The organism is Streptomyces sp. NPDC102451 (assembly GCF_044765485.1).
Lineage (GTDB): Bacteria > Actinomycetota > Actinomycetes > Streptomycetales > Streptomycetaceae > Streptomyces.
The window spans coordinates 50,642-68,276 of record NZ_JBIWKD010000022.1 but is presented as its reverse complement, the minus strand read 5'-3'; the positions used below and the strand labels follow the sequence as shown (position 1 = coordinate 68,276).

The following is a 17,635-nucleotide window of genomic DNA, read 5'->3' as shown; positions in this document are numbered from 1 at the left end:
GTTCCCCTCAGGACATCCCCGTTCACCTCCGCCGGGCTCCCTCGGTGCCCACGGATGTCGGACACCTCACAGGATGTCTCTTCCCTGCGGATAGCGCCTCTATGCGGCGGTGCGTTCCCATTCACACCGCTTCGGGCTAGTTGGAGGATTGTAGGTCACGCACCGTACGCCAGCGGTCGGCCAGACGTCCGTACGCGACACCCGCCGCGTCGCTGTCCCCGGCGCGCAGAGCCGCGATGCCCTCGGCCACGTCCGCGGCCGACCGGTCCGCGGCGAGCTGCTCGCCGCTCAGGGCGTGGACGAGGCCGCCGTAGTCCAGCTCGACCATCGCGCGCGGGTGGAACTCCTCCAGCCAGCGCCCCACCTCCACGAGGCCCTCGGTCAGCGGGCCTTCGTCGACGGTCTCGCGCAGCGTCCGCAGCGCCCTCGCCAGCCGGCGGCGCGCCTGCACCATCGGGGTCCGGTAGCGCAGCAGCCGGTCCCCGGCGGTGCCGGCGGTCACGTACTCCCGCTCCTCGTCGTCGAAGAGCACGAACCAGCGCACCGGCACGTGCCACACCGTGGTCCGGATCCAGGGACGGGCGTCCGGGTTCCGCTCCGCCCACCGCTCGTAGTCCGCCGCCGCCTGACCCCGCACCACCGGGGGCAGCACCGCGTCCAGCACCGTGGCCGGAAACAGACCCCCCAGTTCGCTCATCGCCATCCAGCCCCGCATCCGGGTCCGCCACGGGCAGACGCAGACCACCCCGTCGACCAGGGCGACGAAGGCGTCCCCGCTCTCGTGCACCGGGACCGCCACCGGAGGGGTGGGGACCAGGTCCGCCAGCGAGCGCCGGAGTTCGTCCTGCGCCGTGGGCAGCACCGAGCGCTGCGCATAGCGCGTCCAGTGGCCCCGCTCGGGCTCACGGAAGGCGGCGAGCGGCTCGTACACCCGCAGGTAGGACGCGTAAGGGATGAGCACCGAAGACACCACCGACATGCGGTAAATCGTGTCACGCCGGTACTCCACCGGGGGGTGATCCCGGGCAGGGGAACAGATCTACGCGTCGCGAGGACTTACGCTCTTGCCCAGTCGGACCGGCCGGTCGCGGTCGGTCCGGGGCCCTCCCCACCTTCAGGAGGGTCTTCCGCCGCTTCGTACTTGGGAGTCACCACAGTGACCGATGTGACCGGCGTGCCTGTAGATGTGCTGCGTACCCTGTTCCACTCGGATCAGGGAGGCCACGAGCAAGTCGTGATCTGCCAGGACCGTGCCACCGGCCTCAAGGCCGTCATCGCCCTCCACTCCACCGCCCTGGGCCCGGCCCTCGGCGGGACCCGCTTCTATCCGTACGCCTCCGAGGAGGAGGCCGTCGCGGACGCGCTGAACCTGTCGCGCGGCATGTCGTACAAGAACGCCATGGCCGGTCTCGACCACGGTGGCGGCAAGGCCGTCATCATCGGCGATCCCGCCCTGGTCAAGTCCGAGGAACTCCTCCTGGCCTACGGCCGGTTCGTCGCCTCGCTCGGCGGGCGTTATGTGACCGCCTGTGATGTCGGCACGTACGTCGCCGACATGGACGTCGTCGCCCGGGAGTGCCGCTGGACCACCGGCCGCTCCCCCGAGAACGGCGGCGCGGGCGACTCCTCCGTGCTCACCGCGTTCGGCGTCTTCCAGGGCATGCGGGCCTCCGCCCAGCACCTGTGGGGCGACCCCACGCTGCGCGGCCGCAAGGTCGGCGTCGCGGGCGTCGGCAAGGTCGGCCACCACCTGGTCGAGCACCTGTTGAGCGACGGCGCCGAGGTCGTCGTGACGGATGTGCGCGAGGAGTCCGTACGCCGGATCACCGATCTGCACCCGGAGGTCTCCGTCGCCGTGGACACGGCCGCGCTGATCCGCACGGAGGGGCTCGACATCTACGCCCCGTGCGCGCTCGGCGGCGCGCTGAACGACGAGAGCGTTCCCGTGCTCACCGCCAAGGTGGTGTGCGGCGCGGCCAACAACCAGCTCGCGCACCCGGGCATCGAGAAGGACCTTGCCGACCGATCGGTTCTGTACGCACCGGACTACGTGGTGAACGCCGGTGGCGTGATCCAGGTCGCCGACGAGCTCCACGGTTTCGACTTCGACCGGTGCAAGGCGAAGGCCACGAAGATCTTCGACACCACGCTGGCCATATTCGCACGTGCGAAGGCCGACGGGATCCCGCCGGCCGCGGCGGCCGACCGGATCGCCGAGCAGCGGATGGCGGACGCCCGCCGTCCCTGAGGCGTAACCCCAGCGCCTTGCCCCCGTCACCGGACCGTGAGGAAGGGTCCGGTGACGAGGGCCCGCGCACGGGCGGGGGACTGCGGTCGGGCCGCAGGGAGACAAGACTCACTCCGGTCGGCGGGTCGGCCGTCCACAAGAGGTTAAAATCGGGGTTGACCAGCGAGGACGGGCTCCTCTGCGGTCCTCTGACGAGGCGCGTGATGCGGGCGGCGTACCGTATGGCCGAGGAAGCAGGTACCGTTAAAGCCACGGGCGCGGTCTCTCTGCCGAGAGTCCGTCCTGAAACATGAACGCGTGTCAAGACTCTGGGGCCGTCGAGCCCCGTCACCGAGGGGGTCGAGCCATGGGGCGCGGCCGGGCAAAGGCCAAGCAGACAAAGGTCGCCCGCCAGCTGAAGTACAGCAGCGGCGGGACGGACCTGTCGCGTCTGGCCAATGAGCTGGGCGCATCGCCTTCGAGTCAGCCACCGAACGCCGAGCCGTTCGAGGACGACGACGAGGAAGATGACCCGTACGCACAGTACGCGGATCTGTACAACGACGACGAGGACGCGGACGAGGACGACCAGTCCGGTCCGTCGTCACAGCGCCGCGGCGCTTGACCTCGCGCTGACACATCAACCCGGTCCGGGCCTGCCCGGACCGGGTTCTGTGCTGTCCCGGTACGGACAGGTGAGGCGTCCGGGCGATCGGCGCCGCCCGCTGCCGGTCCGGTGGTGTGCCGGACCGGCGGTCATGACGTCCTACCGTGCGTAGCTGCCGGTCAGCTCGGCGCCCGTGGTGCGGTCGCCGCGCTCGGTGATCTCGCCGGCGACCCAGGAGTCGACGCCCCGGTCGGCGAGCGTGGTCAGCGCCGCGTCCACCGAGTCGGCGGGCACGATCGCGATCATGCCGACACCCATGTTGAGCGTCTTCTCCAGCTCCAGCTGCTCGACCTGTCCGGCCTTGCCGACCAGGTCGAAGACGGCGCCCGGCGTCCAGGTGCCGCGGTCGACCGTGGCGTGCAGCCCGTCCGGGATGACCCGGGCCAGGTTGTTGGCCAGGCCGCCGCCGGTGACGTGGCTGAAGCCGTGCACCTCGGTCGTACGGGTCAGGGCCAGGCAGTCCAGGGAGTAGATCCTGGTGGGCTCCAGGAGCTCCTCGCCCAGCGTCCTGCCGAACTCCTCGACCTGACGGTCCAGGGTCCAGCCGGCCCGGTCGAAGACCACGTGGCGCACGAGCGAGTACCCGTTCGAGTGAAGACCGGACGACGCCATCGCGATCACGGCGTCACCCTTACGGATACGGTCCGGGCCCAGCAGCCGGTCGGCCTCGACCACGCCCGTCCCGGCACCCGCCACGTCGAAGTCGTCCGGACCCAGCAGGCCCGGGTGCTCGGCCGTCTCGCCGCCGACCAGGGCGCAGCCCGCCAGGACACAGCCTTCGGCGATGCCCTTCACGATGGCCGCGACACGCTCGGGATGCACCTTGCCGACGCAGATGTAGTCGGTCATGAAGAGCGGCTCGGCGCCGCAGACGACCAGGTCGTCGACGACCATGCCGACGAGGTCGTGGCCGATGGTGTCGTACACGCCCATCTGCCGGGCCAGATCGACCTTCGTGCCGACGCCGTCGGTGGCGGAGGCGAGCAGGGGGCGCTCGTAACGCTTGAGTGCCGAGGCGTCGAAGAGCCCGGCGAATCCGCCGAGGCCGCCGAGGCCCGCGACCTCGGGGCGCTGCGTCTTCTTCACCCACTCCTTCATCAGCTCGACGGCGCGGTCACCGGCTTCGATGTCGACGCCCGCCGCAGCGTAGGAAGCACCTGTTGTCTCAGACATTGCCTGGGATCTTTCGTGTGGGAATACGGGGCTGGTGGGGAAGCAGCCGGTCGGTCCGGGTCACGGACGACGCAGCGCGTCGGCCGCCGCGGTCGCGGCGGGGCCGGCCGCCAGCTCGGTCTCCAGCAGCTGCTTGCCGAGCAGCTCCGGGTCCGGGAGCTCCATCGGGTATTCGCCGTCGAAGCAGGCGCGGCAGAGATTCGGCTTGGCGATCGTCGTCGCCTCGACCATCGCGTCGAGCGAGATGTACGCGAGGGAGTCGGCACCCATGGAGGTGGCGATCTCGTCCACGGACATGCCGTTGGCGATGAGCTCGGCGCGCGTCGCGAAGTCGATGCCGAAGAAGCAGGGCCATTTCACGGGCGGGGAGGAGATCCGGATGTGGATCTCGGCGGCGCCCGCCTCACGGAGCATCCTCACCAGGGCGCGCTGGGTGTTGCCGCGGACGATCGAGTCGTCGACGACCACCAGGCGCTTGCCCTTGATGACTTCTTTGAGGGGGTTGAGCTTCAGCCGGATGCCCAGCTGGCGGATGGTCTGTGAAGGCTGGATGAAGGTCCGGCCGACGTAGGCGTTCTTGACCAGTCCGGCGCCGAACGGAATTCCGCTCGCCTCGGCGTAGCCGATGGCCGCGGGCGTTCCCGATTCCGGCGTCGCTATGACCAGATCCGCCTCGACGGGGGCCTCGGCAGCCAGCTTCCGGCCCATCTCCACCCGGGAGAGGTAGACGTTCCGCCCGGCGATGTCGGTGTCGGGGCGGGCCAGATAGACGTACTCGAAGACACAGCCCTTGGGCTTCGCTTCTGCGAAGCGAGAGGTGCGCAGACCGTTCTCGTCGATGGCGACGAGCTCACCCGGCTCGATCTCGCGGACGAAGCTGGCACCGCAGATGTCGAGGGCGGCGGACTCGGAGGCCACCACCCAGCCACGCTCCAGGCGGCCGAGGACCAGCGGGCGGATGCCCTGCGGGTCACGGGCGGCGTAGAGGGTGTGCTCGTCCATGAAGACGAGCGAGAAGGCGCCCTTGACCTCGGGGAGCACCTTTGCGGCGGCCTCCTCGATGGTGAGCGGCTTGTCGTCGTCATCTCTCTGGCCGGCGAGCAGCGCGGTCACGAGATCGGTGTCGTTGGTCGCCGCGACCTGCGTCGCACGGCCGTCCTTGCGCGGGAGGTCGGCGACCATCTCCGCGAGCTGGGCCGTGTTGACCAGGTTGCCGTTGTGACCGAGGGCGATCGAGCCGTGCGCGGTGGCACGGAACGTCGGCTGCGCGTTCTCCCACACCGAGGCACCGGTGGTGGAGTAGCGGGCATGACCGACCGCGATATGGCCCTGGAGCGATCCCAGAGACGTTTCGTCGAAGACCTGCGAGACCAGTCCCATGTCCTTGAAGACCAGGATCTGGGACCCGTTGCTCACTGCGATGCCCGCGGACTCCTGTCCACGGTGCTGCAGGGCATACAGTCCGAAATAGGTGAGCTTGGCGACCTCTTCGCCCGGAGCCCAGACACCGAAGACGCCGCAAGCGTCCTGGGGGCCTTTCTCTCCGGGGAGCAGGTCGTGGTTGAGTCGTCCATCACCACGAGGCACGCCACCGAGTGTAGGCGAGATCGACCACCGGTCCGAATTGGGTGACCACCCCGCCCGCGCTGCGGGCAGGGCCGAGGAGGGCCTCCCGCGGGGGCCGGCGCCGACGCCGAACGATCACTCCGAGTGATCACGCCCGTTTCCCGGCTCCGCACCCGGAGGGCCCCGGGGGCGGCTGGCGCCCGGGATGGAGGGTGGTTACCGGCCGGTCGGGCACCGCGGCCGTTCCGCCCCCGGGCCGCCCGCGTCGTGGCGCTCGGTGAACCGGGGTGCCCGGCGGAGCGGGGGGTGGCCGAACGCTCGTTTCGTGGCGAGCCTCACACCGCGGGGCTCCGGCCGAGGGCCTCCGAGCCCCTTCGGAGCCCTTCACCGCGGCCGGTCGGCCACGAGGCGACGGGCGGGTTGCCGGAATGTGGGACAGCTGTCCGCAGTACGAGACCACCGTTGACAGGCTCATGGCCCGTTGGGCAGGCTCCTTCCCCATGCAGCCCCTCGGTGATCACTCGGTCACGCTCGTGGAGCGCCGCCACGTCGATCTGGGACGCGTCGCGAGCGCCATCTGTCGCCACGTCTGAGCCTGCCGCACCTCCCGGACCTCCCGTCGGGCTTCCGCCCCGGCCTCCGGCACGTGTGCCCGCCGTATCCCTCTTCTCCCTCACTGCCCCGTCATGTCCGGGTGCGCCCGACCGCGCCCCCTCCTCCGCTGACGGGGCCCCGCCGCGCCCGCCCCCTCGTGCCCCGCCCCTCCCCCACCGGCGCCCGAGGCCCGCCCTGGAGACCTCATGACTTCCCGTGATTCGAATCCACATTCGAATGATCGTTCGGGCTCACCGCTGAGCCGACGCGCCTTCACCACCGCCGTGGGCGCGACCGCCGCCGCCGTCGGAATACAGACCGCCGTCCCGGCAACCGCCGCTGCCGGAACGGCTTCCGTCGACAAGCCGCAGGAGCGGCCGTTCCGCGCCGCCCGCGGCAAGCACGCACGCCGCCCCAACATCCTGTTCATCCTGGGCGACGACCTCGGCTGGGCGGACCTCTCCTCGTACGGGGCTCCGCACATCCACACCCCCAACCTGGACAGGCTCGGGCGCGAGGGCGTGCGGTTCACGGACGCCTACTCCGGTTCCGCCACCTGCTCACCCACCCGGTTCAGCCTGTACACGGGCCGCTACCCGGGACGTACGAAGGGCGGGCTCGCGGAGCCCATCGCCGACCGGTCCGTCGGGCTGGAGCCCACCCACCCGACGCTGGCGTCCCTGCTGCGCGGCGCCGGCTACGCGACCGCGCTGATCGGCAAGTGGCACTGCGGCTACCTGCCGGACTACAGCCCCACCAAGTCGGGCTGGGACGAGTTCTTCGGCAACTTCGGCGGAGCCCTGGAGTACTACTCCAAGCTCGGCCTGGCCGGCGAGTACGACCTGTACGAGGGCGACGCCGAGTACAAGGACCTGCGCTACTACACCAAGGTCCTGACGGAGCGCGCGAGCGAGTACGTGCAGCGTGACCACGACAAGCCGTGGCTGCTCAACCTGAACTTCACCACCCCGCACTGGCCGTGGATCGCCGACGGCGACACCGAGGCCTCCGCCGAGATCGTCCGCCGGATCAAGGCCGGCGACCGGACCGCACTCTGGAACGCCGACGGCGGCTCGGTCGAGAAGTACACGCAGATGGTCGAGGACCTGGACCGCTCGGTCGGCGAGGTGCTCAAGGCACTGAAGCGGTCGGGCCAGGAGGAGGACACCCTGGTCTTCTTCGGCAGCGACAACGGCGGCGAGCGGTTCTCCTACAACTGGCCGCTGTCCGGCAACAAGAGCTCGCTCCAGGAGGGCGGCATCCGCGTCCCCTCGGTGCTGCGCTGGCCCGCCCGGATCAATGCCCACCAGGTCAGCGATCTCCCGGTGTTCTCGCCCGACTGGACGGCGACCCTGCTGGAGCTCGGCGGGGCGCGGCCCGACCCCGCCCACCCGCTGGACGGCGTCAGCCTCGCGGGCTATCTGCTGCGCGACGAGGTGCCGAAGGAGCGCGACCTGTTCTGGCGGGTGCGCGGCGAGCGGGCGCTGCGGCGCGGCGACTGGAAGTACTACCGGGGGAAGGGCGGGGCCGACCAGCTGTTCAACCTGGCCGACGACCAGCGCGAGCAGGCCGACCGTGCGGCGGCCGAACCGGCGCGCCTGGCCGCGCTCCGCGCCTCCTGGGAGAAGACGGACGCCGGGCTGCTCCCGTATCCGAACGCCTCCTGAGGCATCCGGACGCCCCGAGCGGGATCCGGGGGCCGCGCGCCCTCACGGGCCGCCCCGGCCGGTCAGCCCTTGGCCGCCGGGGCGGTCGCGTTCAGGCCCTTGCCGCTCTTCGCCTCGATCGACAGCGAGCGGTGCTCGATCCCGTACGTCGCCGTCCCGTCCAGTACGGCGAGCAGCGCGCGCTCCAGCTCCATCTCGGGGCCCGCGCACATCTTCCTGGTGGAGGCGAGCGGACCGAAGGTGAGGGTGGAGCCGGAGACCGTCGCCTTGCCGTGGAAGGAGTTGCAGCCGAGGTTCCCCCCCACCGAGCCGTCCTTGCCGAAGGTGAGATGCGCCTTCTTCTCCGTACCGGCGGGCAGCGAGGCGGTGACGTCTCCGGACACGAGTCCGGTGACCGTCCAGGCGGTGCCGGTGAGCGGGGCGGAGGGCTCGGAGGTGAGGGCGATGGAGTCGCCCCGCGCGGTGGTCAGGGTCAGTTCCTTCGCGTCGCCGCGGCCGGCCACGGCGGCCTTGAGCTCGCCGCTGAAGGCACGGCCCATCGCCTTCTCGAACTGCTGGACATCCTTCTCGCACCCCATTTCGGTGGTCGTGCCCGGCCCGACGGTGACCTTGTCGCCCTCGACCCGGACGTCGGCGGTGAAGCGGTTGCAGCCCAGACTGCCGGTGGCCTTCCCCTCGGGGCCGATCTCGACGTGGGCGCCGGCGGGGGCGGTGGTCCTCTTCCCGTCGACGGTCAGGGCGGACACGTTCCAGTGGACACCGGTCACGGATGGTCCCGTCCGTACGGTGCCGCTGCCGTCCCCGGACTTCCCGGATCCCGTCTCCGTGCCACAGGCGGCAAGGGTGAGGGTGGCCAGGGCGGCGAGGACGCTGACAGCCATACGTTGTGTGTGCATGGCGATGGGACGGACCGAGTGGCCGATCCGGTTCCCCCTCAGCCCATCAGCGGAAGCAGCGGAGCGAGGTCCGCCCGCTCACCACTCGCGCTGACCTGCGCCGCTTCGAGTGCCTCCGCCCACCGCGTACGCCCGGTGGCCAGCCGGATCCAGGTGAGCGGGTCCGTCTCCACGACGTTGGGCGGGGTGCCCCGGGTGTGCTTGGGGCCGCCGATGCACTGGACGACGGCGAAGGGCGGGACCCGCACCTCGACGGAACCGCCGGGCGCCCGGTCCGCGAGCGCGTCGGCGAGCAGCCGGGTGCAGGCGGCGAGCGCCTGACGGTCGTACGGGATGTCGAGGCCGGCCGCCCGGTTCAGATCGTCGGTGTGGGCGACCAGTTCGACGGTCCGGGTCACCAGGAAGTCACCCAGCCGCATCGTGCCCGCCCGGGTCGCCACCAGCCGGTCGCCCGCGTCGGCGGGCACCAGCTCGGTGAACCGGGCGGCCGTCTCCCCGTACAGCGCGTCGAGGTCGGGCCTGGCGGACGCCAGCTCCCGGGTGTGGTCGGCGATCCCCGGGGCGTTCCCCACCGTGGAGAACGGCCACTCCAGCAGGGAGAGCTCCGGCTTCGGCCCGCCGGGCGGCGCCGGGAGCTCCATGGCCCCGGCGGCGCGCTCCAGGGCCGTCGTCAGATGCGCCGCGAGCTCCCGCACGCTCCACTCGCCCAACCCGGGCAGGGCGAGCTGCTCGGGCGTCAGGGTGCGGACGGCGGCGTGTACGTGGGCGAACTGCGCCAGGACCGCGGTCCTGGTCCGGGAGACGTCGTAGGCACGGGGACGCTTCTTGGCCGGTGGCATGGAGCCGAGACTAACCGGCGGGTCCGACAGTCCCCCTCAGCCGCTGTTGACGGCCCCCTCGGCCGTGAACGCCTCGTCACCGGCCGGTACGCCGATGCCCCGCCAGGTGAACGGGATCCCGCGGGCCCTGTCGAGGTCCGGGTGGTCCATCAGCTGGAAGTGCACATGCGGCTCGGTGGAGTTGCCGGAGTTTCCGCAGCGGGCGATCCGCTGCCCCGCGCGGACGGTGTCGCCGGCCCGCACCTGGAGGGAGCCGCTCCGGACGTGGGCGTACGCCGCGTACGTACCGTCGCCGAGGTCGAGCACGATGCGGTTGCCGAAGACCCGGTGCGCGCCCGCCAGTCCGCGCAGCTCACCCTCGGCGAGCAGGAGATACGCGAACCCCAGCAGCGAGTTCCTGCTCAGGTGGTCTCGCTGGGTGTCGTCGGCCGTGACGACCTTCGCGTCCGCGACCGCGAACAGGGGCGCACCGAAGGCGGGGAAGGCCTGGGGGCGACGGGCCAGGGGCCACAGCCAGGCGAAGGCGGGCCGCCCGGCCGCCGCACCGGTCGCTTCCGGCCCCTCAGGCCCCTGCGAGCCCTCCGACCCCTCCGGCCCCTCCGCCCCCTCCGCCCCCTCCGCCACGATGTCGATGGCGTACGTCTGCCCGTAGGTGTGGACGCCGTGGCTCGGCACCCGGTCGGCCGGGCTGTTGATCGCGGACCACCGGCCCGTCACCGGCGGCAGCACCTCGACGGCTTCCCGTCGCGCGGTCTTGACGTCCCGGCTCGCCAGCCTGCCTCCCGCGATGCCCGCCACCCAGGCGAGCACGAGCGGGAGGAAGACCAGCCACGACGGGAACGGGTACTCGACGAAGAGACCGGTGATGACGAGCGCGAAGAAGGCCAGAGCGAACACTCGCGTGAGCAGTCCGGGCAACCTGCGTGCGGACATGTGGTCTCCCCTGTCGTCCTGTTCCTCTCAGGGCCGGGCGGCCGTGAGCACCACCAGCAGCGGCACCACCCGGGCGCCGGGCACCTCGTAGCGCCCGCGTCCCGTCGTGTGCAGCCAGCCCGCGCCGGTCAGGAGGCGCAGATGGTGGTAGATCTGGCCGGTCGTGCCGGTGTCGTCCAGCTCGGCCAGTTCGGCGGCCGTACGGCGGCCGGCGAGGATCTCGCGGAGCAGCCGCAGCCGGACCGGATGGCCCAGCGCTGCCAGCGGTTCGGCGGCTTCCGCCCAGTCGGGGCGGTCCTCCTCCGTGCTCCCCAGGAGCCCCACGGTGAGCGCGCCGTACTGCCACTCGTACCGCTCACCGGCCGGCAGCGTCACCGCGCCCGTGAACAGCACCCCGCCGTCGGCGGCGGCCTCCCCGACCTGGCCGAGCTGTTCCTTCAGCCCGTCCAGCGCCCAGAAGTCCCCGACACCCAGCTCCGGCTTCGCGCTCTCGGCGGCCGACTCCAGCACGGCGAGGCGCCGCTCCAGTTCGGCGACGCGCTCCTCGAGCTCCATGACATCCACCTTACGTAATTACGTAATATCAATCAACAGGTCGTGCGGGAACGACGGAGCCCCCGTCCGGTCGACCCGGACGGGGGCTTCGGTACAGGCAGAACCTAAGCGAACAGACCCTCCAGGGTCCCCTCGTGCGCCGTGCGCAGCTCGCTCAGCGGAATGCTGAACTCGCCCTGGATCTCGATCTCTTCGCCGTCCACGACACCGATACGGGCGACAGGCAGCCCCCGCGCACCGCACATGTCGTTGAAGCGGAGCTCCTCGCTGCGCGGAATCGAGACGACCGCGCGGCCCGCCGACTCCGAGAACAGGAAGGTGAACGCGTCCAGACCCTCGGGGACGACCAGCCGGGCACCCTTCCCACCGCGCAGGCAGGACTCGGTGACCGCCTGGATCAGACCGCCGTCGGAGAGGTCGTGCGCCGCGTCGATCATGCCGTCGCGGGAGGCCGAGATCAGGATCTCGCCGAGCAGCTTCTCGCGGCCCAGGTCGACCTTCGGCGGCATGCCGCCGAGGTGCTGGTGGACGACCTCGGACCAGGCCGAGCCGCCGAACTCCTCACGGGTGTCACCGAGGAGGTAGAGCAGCTGGCCGTCCTCGGCGAAGGCGACCGGCGTGCGCCGGGTGACGTCGTCGATCACACCGAGCACGGCCACGACCGGCGTCGGGTGGATCGCCGTCTCACCGGTCTGGTTGTACAGCGACACGTTGCCGCCGGTGACCGGGGTGCCCAGTTCCAGGCAGCCGTCCGCGAGACCACGGGTGGCCTCGGCGAACTGCCACATGACGTCCGGGTCCTCGGGCGAACCGAAGTTCAGGCAGTCCGAGATGGCGAGCGGCTTGGCGCCGGACGCGGCGACGTTGCGGTACGACTCGGCCAGTGCGAGCTGCGCGCCCGTGTACGGGTCGAGCTTGGCGTAGCGGCCGTTGCCGTCGGTCGCCATGGCCACGCCGAGGTTGGACTCCTCGTCGATGCGGACCATGCCGGCGTCCTCGGGCATCGCCAGCACGGTGTTGCCCTGCACGAAGCGGTCGTACTGGTCGGTGATCCAGGACTTGGAGGCCTGGTTCGGGGAGCCGACCAGCTTGAGCACCTGCTCGCGCAGCTCCGCGCCGTCTCCCGGGCGGGCCAGCTTGCCGGCGTCGTCGGCCTGCAGCGCGTCCTGCCAGGACGGCCGCGCGAACGGCCGGTGGTACGTCGGGCCCTCGTGCGCGACGGACCGCGGCGGTACGTCCACGATCTGCTCGCCGTGCCAGAAGATCTCCAGCTGCGAGCCCTCGGTCACCTCACCGATGACGGTGGCGATGACGTCCCACTTCTCGCAGATCTCCATGAAGCGGTCCACGTGCTGCGGCTCGACGATCGCGCACATGCGCTCCTGCGACTCGCTCATGAGGATTTCCTCGGGCGAGAGGGAGGAGTCGCGCAGCGGCACGGTGTCCAGCTCGACGCGCATCCCGCCGGAGCCCGCGGAGGCCAGCTCGCTCGTGGCGCAGGAGAGCCCGGCGCCGCCGAGGTCCTGGATGCCCGCGACGAGCTTCTCCTTGAAGATCTCCAGGGTGCACTCGATGAGGAGCTTCTCCTGGAACGGATCGCCGACCTGGACGGCGGGCCGCTTGGTGGGCTTGGTGTCGTCGAAGGTCTCCGAGGCCAGCACGGAGACGCCGCCGATGCCGTCGCCGCCGGTGCGGGCGCCGTAGAGGATCACCTTGTTGCCGGGGCCGGAGGCCTGGGCGAGGTGGATGTCCTCGTGCTTCATCACGCCGATGCAGCCGGCGTTGACGAGCGGGTTGCCCTGGTAGCAGGCGTCGAAGACGACCTCGCCGCCGATGTTCGGCAGGCCGAGACAGTTCCCGTAGCCGCCGATGCCCGCGACGATGCCCGGCAGGACCCGGCGGGTGTCGGGGTGGTCGGCCGCACCGAAGCGCAGCGGGTCGACGACCGCGATCGGGCGGGCGCCCATGGCGAGGATGTCGCGGACGATGCCGCCGACGCCGGTGGCCGCGCCCTGGTAGGGCTCGATGTACGAGGGGTGGTTGTGCGACTCGACCTTGAAGGTGACCGCGTAACCCTGGCCGACGTCGACCACACCGGCGTTCTCGCCGATGCCGACGAGCATCGCGTCGTTCGAAGGGACCTTCTCGCCGAACTGCTTGAGGTGGACCTTGCTGCTCTTGTACGAGCAGTGCTCGGACCACATCACGGAGTACATGGCGAGCTCGGCGCCGGTGGGACGGCGGCCCAGGATCTCGCGGATCCGGGCGTACTCGTCCTCCTTGAGGCCGAGCTCCTTCCAGGGCTGTCCGGCGTCCGGGGTTTCGGCCGCGTGCTTGACCGTGTCGAGGCTCATGCGGTGACCAGCTTCTTGATGATCGAGGTGAAGAAACCCAGGCCGTCGGTGCGACCGGTGCCGATCAGCGGCTCGACGGCGTGCTCCGGGTGCGGCATCAGACCGACGACGTTGCCCGCGGCGTTGGTGATGCCGGCGATGTCGCGCAGCGAGCCGTTCGGGTTGACGTCGGCGTAACGGAACGCGACGCGGCCCTCGGCCTCCAGCTCGTCGAGCGTGCGCTCGTCGGCTGTGTACCGGCCGTCCACGTTCTTCAGCGGTACGGAGATCTCCTGGCCCGCCGTGTAGTCCGAGGTCCAGGCGGTCTCCGCGTTCTCCACCCGCAGCTTCTGGTCGCGGCAGATGAAGTGGAGGTGGTTGTTGCGCAGCATCGCACCGGGCAGCAGGTGTGCCTCGGTCAGGATCTGGAAGCCGTTGCAGATGCCGAGGACCGGCAGGCCGGCCTTCGCCTGCTCGATGACGGTCTCCATCACCGGCGAGAAACGCGAGATGGCGCCGGCGCGCAGATAGTCGCCGTAACTGAATCCGCCCGCCAGGATGACCGCGTCGACCTGGTGGAGGTCCTTGTCGCGGTGCCAGAGGGATACGGGCTCCGCGCCCGCGATCCGCACGGCCCGCAGGCTGTCCTGGTCGTCGAGCGTGCCGGGAAAAGTGACGACGCCGATACGGGTGGTCACTTCTCCTCCTCCACCTTGACGGTGAAGTCCTCGATGACGGTGTTGGCGAGGAAGGTCTCGGCGATCTCGTTAATGCGGGCGAGGGCGGCATCGTCGACCGGCCCCTCGACCTCGAGCTCGAAACGCTTTCCCTGACGAACGTCCGCGATTCCGTCGAAGCCGAGACGGGGCAGTGCGCGCTGCACAGCCTGTCCCTGCGGGTCGAGGATCTCCGGCTTGAGCATGACGTCGACTACGACGCGTGCCACTGGCACTCCCGGTGGTGTGGTGCGGCTGTGTATCCGAGGGGTTCCCCAGATCCCCGCGGGTCCACTCAGCGTACCTGGCCAGAAATTCTACGCGGGTAGATATCGAGCGGACCTGATCACGGCGAGATATCGGAGGCGACAACGCCCGAGGAAAATCCTGGGAAAAAATCTTCACCCGGATTGCACGCGGGTACACGGAGGCAACACGCGGATGCAATTGGCCGGGCTTCACAATGCGGCTCCCACCGCTGTACAAATGAATACCGGGGAAAGCACGATTGACCCGGAACAGTCGACAGCCGTCGATCCGTATCCGCCCAGCCGCCGGAAGGCCGGCATCAGCGCATGTCAGGCGCGACGATGCCGCAGGAAAGGACCGATATCCGTGGCTCAGCGCGTCGTGGTTACGCTCTCGGACGACATCGACGGGGGAGAAGCGGCGGAAACGGTCACCTTCGCCCTGGACGGGAAGTCGTACGAGATCGACCTCAATCCCGCCAATGCAGAGAAACTGCGTGAGTCGCTGGCCCCGTACGTGGCGGCCGGCCGAAAGCAGACAAATACCGGCAAGCGCGGCAAGACCCCCGTGGCGTACCACCACACGTCGCTCGCACCCGACCCCGCGGCCGTGCGCGCCTGGGCCCGCTCGCACCGGATGGAGGTGCCGGCCCGCGGCCGGATCCCCAAGAAGGTCTACGAGGCGTTCGACGCTGCCAGTTGAGGGCGCCGCCCGGAATGTTCCCTTCCGGTTCAACGTCCCCCAACCCCCGGAGCGACACCTCGGGGAGCCGACTTGCACAACACCCCTGCAGGTCGGCTAGAGTCTGGAGCACGCCGAAGGGCAAGGCCGAAAAGCCGGGTCCGACGCAGCGTGCGGGTGTAGTTCAGTAGTAGAACATCCCCCTTCCAGGGGGAAGGCGCAGTGTGCAATTCCTGTCACCCGCTCTGCATCGCCTTACCGGATCACTCAGTGGATCAGGTAGAGTGGTGAGCGCTCCACCGGTGAAAGCCGAGTGGCAGCAATGCGGACGTAGCTCAGTTGGTAGAGCGCAACCTTGCCAAGGTTGAGGTCGCCAGTTCGAACCTGGTCGTCCGCTCTTGTTTCAAAGGCCCTGGTCGATTTCGACCGGGGCCTTTGGCGTTTCCGGTTATCTCCGCATGACGTTTGTCATGAGGCAGTGATGACAAGGTGCACTGCCCGGGGCCGTGTTCCGGGGGAAGCCTTGAGTCATCAGGGGGGAGAGAACCGTGTGGGTGCGGACGCAGGTGCACAGGTGGCAGAGGCGCGAGGGATTCGACAAGATCGATCTCTACACGCGCGGGACCCTGCACTCCATGGCCTGGGGAATGGTCCTGTGCGTGACGCTCCTCTCGGTGACCCGCCCCGTGCGGCACTCGGACGCGCCCGCCGCCCTGATCGCCGGCACGGTCCTCGCCACGATCGCGCAGGGCGTCTGCTCGGCCCCACTGGTCGGCCGGGCACTCGACGGTTACCTCGGCCGCGGGGCCGTCGCACGGTGGCCGATGGCTCTCGCGGCCGCCCTGTTCCTCGCGAACGCGGCGGGCCTGCTGGCGCTCGGCGGGTACGCGGGCACCGAGACCTTCCCCGAGCTGCAACTGGCCCTGGGGGCCGTGGTGTGGCCGTTCCTGACGCCGGTCGTCCTCGCCGTACCGGTGTGGGCGTCCAGTGCGTGCGTCGCGGCGATCGCGGCCGGTATGAGCGGCGGCGTCCTGCTCGCCGGGGGCACCGGGCCGTTCGCCCTCACCACCCTGGTGGGGGTGGGCTTCGGCGGTGCGCTGCTCTCCTCCACCGTGCGTCTCTCCGCCTGGACGCTCGGGATCATGCAGAAGCTCCGCGACGCCCAGGACGTGGAGACCCGGCTGGCGGTCGCCGAGGAGCGGCTGCGGTTCGGGCGGGACATGCACGACGTGCTGGGCCGGAACCTCGCGGTGATCGCGCTGAAGAGCGAGCTCGCGGTCGAGCTGGCGCAGCGCGGGAAGCCCGCGGCGACGGACCAGATGGTCGAGGTGCAGCGCATCGCACGCGCCTCCCAGCAGGAGGTCCGGGACGTCGTACGCGGATACCGGGAGGCCGATCTCCGTACGGAACTGCTGGGCGCCCAGGGGGTCTTGCGGGCGGCGGGGATCGAGTGCGCCGTCCACGGCGACGGCGGGCAGCTTCCCCCTCCCGTGCAGTCGGCGCTCGGCTGGGCCGTGCGCGAGGCGGCCACCAACGTGCTGCGGCACGGCGATCCGCAGCGGTGCGACATCCGGCTGGAGGCCGCCCGGGACGGGGTCCGGCTGGTGGTGGAGAACGACGGGGTGACGCCGGACGCGGCCGTCGTCACCGGCGGTGGCTCGGGTCTCCACGGGCTCCGGGAACGGCTGGCCTCGGTCGGTGGTTCGCTGGAGGCGGGGCCGGCGGGCGGCGGACTGTTCCGGCTGACCGCGGCCGTCCCGCTGCCCTCGCCGCCGGACACGGCGCCCGGACCGGAGACGGCACCCGGCAACACGGCGCCCGGACCGGAGACGGCACCCAGGAGCACGGCACCCCGGAAGTCCGCACCCTCCCCGCTGGAGAAGAGATGACACCCGCACCGGACGCACCGGACGCACCGGCCCCGGTCCGCGTCCTGCTCGCCGACGACGAGCACCTGATCCGGGGCGCACTGGCCGCGCTCCTCGCACTGGAGGACGACATCGTCCTGGTCGCCGAGGCGGCGACCGGGCCGGAGGCGCTCGCCATGGCCATGGCCCACCGGCCCGATGTCGCCGTCCTGGACCTGGAGATGCCGGGCGCCGACGGTGTGAAGGTCGCCACATCGCTGCGGACCGGGCTGCCCGAATGCCGGACCATGATCGTGACGAGCCACGGCCGGCCGGGGAACCTGAAGCGGGCGCTGGAAGCGGGGGTCCGCGCCTTCGTCCCGAAGACGGTCAGCGCCCGGCGGCTGGCCGAGATCATCCGTACCGTCCACGCGGGAAACCGCTATGTGGACCCGGAGTTGGCGGCCGATGCGATCTCCGCCGGGGACTCCCCGCTGACCGCGCGGGAGGCGGAGGTGCTGGAGCTGGCGGCGGACGGGGCACCGGTCGCGGAGATCGCGGAGCGGGCCTCGCTGTCGCAGGGCACCGTGCGCAACTACCTGTCGGCGGCCGTCTCCAAACTCGGGGCGGAGAACCGTCATGCGGCAGTGCGTCTCGCACGGCGAAGAGGTTGGGTATAGTAAGCATCGCGC

17 protein-coding genes and 2 tRNA genes are annotated in these 17,635 nt (G+C 70.6%); 9 read left to right on the top strand and 10 right to left on the bottom strand.

Features of this window, described 5'->3' with window-relative positions; translation table 11 throughout:
• Positions 1 to 136 precede the first annotated feature (136 nt).
• On the bottom strand, positions 137 to 979 hold the full coding sequence (locus tag ACIRD8_RS33155; RefSeq protein ID WP_403999957.1) for a hypothetical protein: 843 nt from the start codon (positions 977 to 979) through the stop codon (positions 137 to 139).
• A 177-nt stretch (positions 980 to 1,156) separates the two neighbouring features.
• Between ACIRD8_RS33155 and ACIRD8_RS33150 the strand changes: the two genes are divergently transcribed.
• Both ACIRD8_RS33150 and ACIRD8_RS33145 read left to right on the top strand, forming a co-directional pair.
• Positions 1,157 to 2,248, top strand: a complete 1,092-nt coding sequence (locus ACIRD8_RS33150; protein ID WP_403999954.1) for a Leu/Phe/Val dehydrogenase — start codon at positions 1,157 to 1,159, stop codon at positions 2,246 to 2,248.
• Positions 2,249 to 2,594: 346 nt separating this feature from the next.
• Positions 2,595 to 2,852 carry a DUF3073 domain-containing protein gene (locus ACIRD8_RS33145; RefSeq protein WP_014155056.1) on the top strand — a complete coding sequence of 86 codons (258 nt, stop codon included), beginning with the start codon at positions 2,595 to 2,597 and terminating at the stop codon, positions 2,850 to 2,852.
• 141 nt (positions 2,853 to 2,993) lie between these two features.
• Here ACIRD8_RS33145 and purM read toward each other — a convergent pair whose 3' ends face one another.
• Both purM and purF read right to left on the bottom strand, forming a co-directional pair.
• Positions 2,994 to 4,067: a phosphoribosylformylglycinamidine cyclo-ligase gene (gene purM / locus ACIRD8_RS33140; RefSeq protein WP_403999951.1), complete on the bottom strand. Its 1,074-nt coding sequence runs from the start codon at positions 4,065 to 4,067 to the stop codon at positions 2,994 to 2,996.
• A gap of 60 nt (positions 4,068 to 4,127) precedes the next feature.
• Positions 4,128 to 5,654, bottom strand: coding sequence for an amidophosphoribosyltransferase (purF, locus tag ACIRD8_RS33135; protein ID WP_099173080.1), 1,527 nt, complete (start codon positions 5,652 to 5,654; stop codon positions 4,128 to 4,130).
• Positions 5,655 to 6,106: 452 nt separating this feature from the next.
• On the opposite strand from purF, the gene ACIRD8_RS33130 reads away from it, so the two are divergent.
• Entirely contained in the window at positions 6,107 to 6,226 is a 120-nt protein-coding gene (locus ACIRD8_RS33130; RefSeq protein ID WP_403999948.1) for a putative leader peptide, read from the top strand.
• Positions 6,227 to 6,433: 207 nt separating this feature from the next.
• Positions 6,434 to 7,894, top strand: coding sequence for a sulfatase-like hydrolase/transferase (locus ACIRD8_RS33125; protein WP_403999945.1), 1,461 nt, complete (start codon positions 6,434 to 6,436; stop codon positions 7,892 to 7,894).
• 62 nt (positions 7,895 to 7,956) lie between these two features.
• On the opposite strand, the gene ACIRD8_RS33120 is transcribed toward ACIRD8_RS33125, so the two are convergent.
• The 7 genes from ACIRD8_RS33120 to purS all read right to left on the bottom strand — a co-directional run bounded on the left by ACIRD8_RS33120 (position 7,957) and on the right by purS (position 14,396).
• Positions 7,957 to 8,790, bottom strand: a complete 834-nt coding sequence (locus tag ACIRD8_RS33120; protein WP_403999942.1) for an META domain-containing protein — start codon at positions 8,788 to 8,790, stop codon at positions 7,957 to 7,959.
• Between the two features lie 38 nt (positions 8,791 to 8,828).
• Positions 8,829 to 9,629, bottom strand: a complete 801-nt coding sequence (locus tag ACIRD8_RS33115) for a sterol carrier family protein (RefSeq protein ID WP_403999939.1) — start codon at positions 9,627 to 9,629, stop codon at positions 8,829 to 8,831.
• A gap of 36 nt (positions 9,630 to 9,665) precedes the next feature.
• The gene (locus tag ACIRD8_RS33110) at positions 9,666 to 10,562 is read right to left on the bottom strand and encodes a M23 family metallopeptidase (protein WP_403999936.1); all 897 of its coding nucleotides are present in this window, start codon (positions 10,560 to 10,562) and stop codon (positions 9,666 to 9,668) included.
• A gap of 27 nt (positions 10,563 to 10,589) precedes the next feature.
• Positions 10,590 to 11,117, bottom strand: a complete 528-nt coding sequence (locus ACIRD8_RS33105; protein ID WP_403999933.1) for an ArsR/SmtB family transcription factor — start codon at positions 11,115 to 11,117, stop codon at positions 10,590 to 10,592.
• 104 nt (positions 11,118 to 11,221) lie between these two features.
• Positions 11,222 to 13,471 (bottom strand): phosphoribosylformylglycinamidine synthase subunit PurL, encoded by a 2,250-nt coding sequence (purL, locus tag ACIRD8_RS33100; RefSeq protein WP_403999930.1) that lies wholly within the window; start codon positions 13,469 to 13,471, stop codon positions 11,222 to 11,224.
• Positions 13,468 to 14,148 (bottom strand): phosphoribosylformylglycinamidine synthase subunit PurQ, encoded by a 681-nt coding sequence (purQ, locus tag ACIRD8_RS33095; protein WP_202074867.1) that lies wholly within the window; start codon positions 14,146 to 14,148, stop codon positions 13,468 to 13,470. Before purQ ends, purL begins: the two co-directional genes overlap by 4 nt.
• Positions 14,145 to 14,396 (bottom strand): phosphoribosylformylglycinamidine synthase subunit PurS, encoded by a 252-nt coding sequence (purS, locus tag ACIRD8_RS33090; RefSeq protein WP_099173088.1) that lies wholly within the window; start codon positions 14,394 to 14,396, stop codon positions 14,145 to 14,147. The genes purQ and purS overlap by 4 nt, the downstream gene beginning before the upstream one ends.
• Positions 14,397 to 14,781: 385 nt before the next feature.
• Between purS and ACIRD8_RS33085 the strand changes: the two genes are divergently transcribed.
• From ACIRD8_RS33085 to ACIRD8_RS33065, 5 genes are all read left to right on the top strand, one after another.
• A complete protein-coding gene (locus ACIRD8_RS33085) occupies positions 14,782 to 15,117 on the top strand; it encodes an Lsr2 family protein (protein WP_403999927.1) in 336 nt (111 codons plus the stop codon).
• 152 nt (positions 15,118 to 15,269) lie between these two features.
• Positions 15,270 to 15,341, top strand: a tRNA-Gly gene (locus ACIRD8_RS33080).
• 79 nt (positions 15,342 to 15,420) lie between these two features.
• Positions 15,421 to 15,493: transfer RNA gene (locus tag ACIRD8_RS33075), tRNA-Gly, on the top strand.
• A 151-nt stretch (positions 15,494 to 15,644) separates the two neighbouring features.
• A complete protein-coding gene (locus tag ACIRD8_RS33070) occupies positions 15,645 to 16,985 on the top strand; it encodes a sensor histidine kinase (RefSeq protein WP_403999924.1) in 1,341 nt (446 codons plus the stop codon).
• A complete protein-coding gene (locus ACIRD8_RS33065) occupies positions 16,982 to 17,623 on the top strand; it encodes a response regulator (RefSeq protein ID WP_403999921.1) in 642 nt (213 codons plus the stop codon). The genes ACIRD8_RS33070 and ACIRD8_RS33065 overlap by 4 nt, the downstream gene beginning before the upstream one ends.
• Positions 17,624 to 17,635 lie beyond the last annotated feature (12 nt).

Bases quoted from the DNA above. Each gene is read 5' to 3' on its own strand.
- ACIRD8_RS33110 (WP_403999936.1), bottom strand. From the start codon at position 10,562: ATGTCCGCACGCAGGTTGCCCGGACTGCTCACGCGAGTGTTCGCTCTG.
- ACIRD8_RS33125 (WP_403999945.1), top strand. From the start codon at position 6,434: ATGACTTCCCGTGATTCGAATCCACATTCGAATGATCGTTCGGGCTCA.
- ACIRD8_RS33115 (WP_403999939.1), bottom strand. From the start codon at position 9,629: ATGCCACCGGCCAAGAAGCGTCCCCGTGCCTACGACGTCTCCCGGACC.
- purM (WP_403999951.1), bottom strand. From the start codon at position 4,067: ATGTCTGAGACAACAGGTGCTTCCTACGCTGCGGCGGGCGTCGACATC.
- ACIRD8_RS33065 (WP_403999921.1), top strand. From the start codon at position 16,982: ATGACACCCGCACCGGACGCACCGGACGCACCGGCCCCGGTCCGCGTC.
- ACIRD8_RS33105 (WP_403999933.1), bottom strand. From the start codon at position 11,117: ATGGAGCTCGAGGAGCGCGTCGCCGAACTGGAGCGGCGCCTCGCCGTG.
- purL (WP_403999930.1), bottom strand. From the start codon at position 13,471: ATGAGCCTCGACACGGTCAAGCACGCGGCCGAAACCCCGGACGCCGGA.
- ACIRD8_RS33130 (WP_403999948.1), top strand. From the start codon at position 6,107: ATGGCCCGTTGGGCAGGCTCCTTCCCCATGCAGCCCCTCGGTGATCAC.
- ACIRD8_RS33145 (WP_014155056.1), top strand. From the start codon at position 2,595: ATGGGGCGCGGCCGGGCAAAGGCCAAGCAGACAAAGGTCGCCCGCCAG.
- ACIRD8_RS33155 (WP_403999957.1), bottom strand. From the start codon at position 979: ATGTCGGTGGTGTCTTCGGTGCTCATCCCTTACGCGTCCTACCTGCGG.
- ACIRD8_RS33120 (WP_403999942.1), bottom strand. From the start codon at position 8,790: ATGCACACACAACGTATGGCTGTCAGCGTCCTCGCCGCCCTGGCCACC.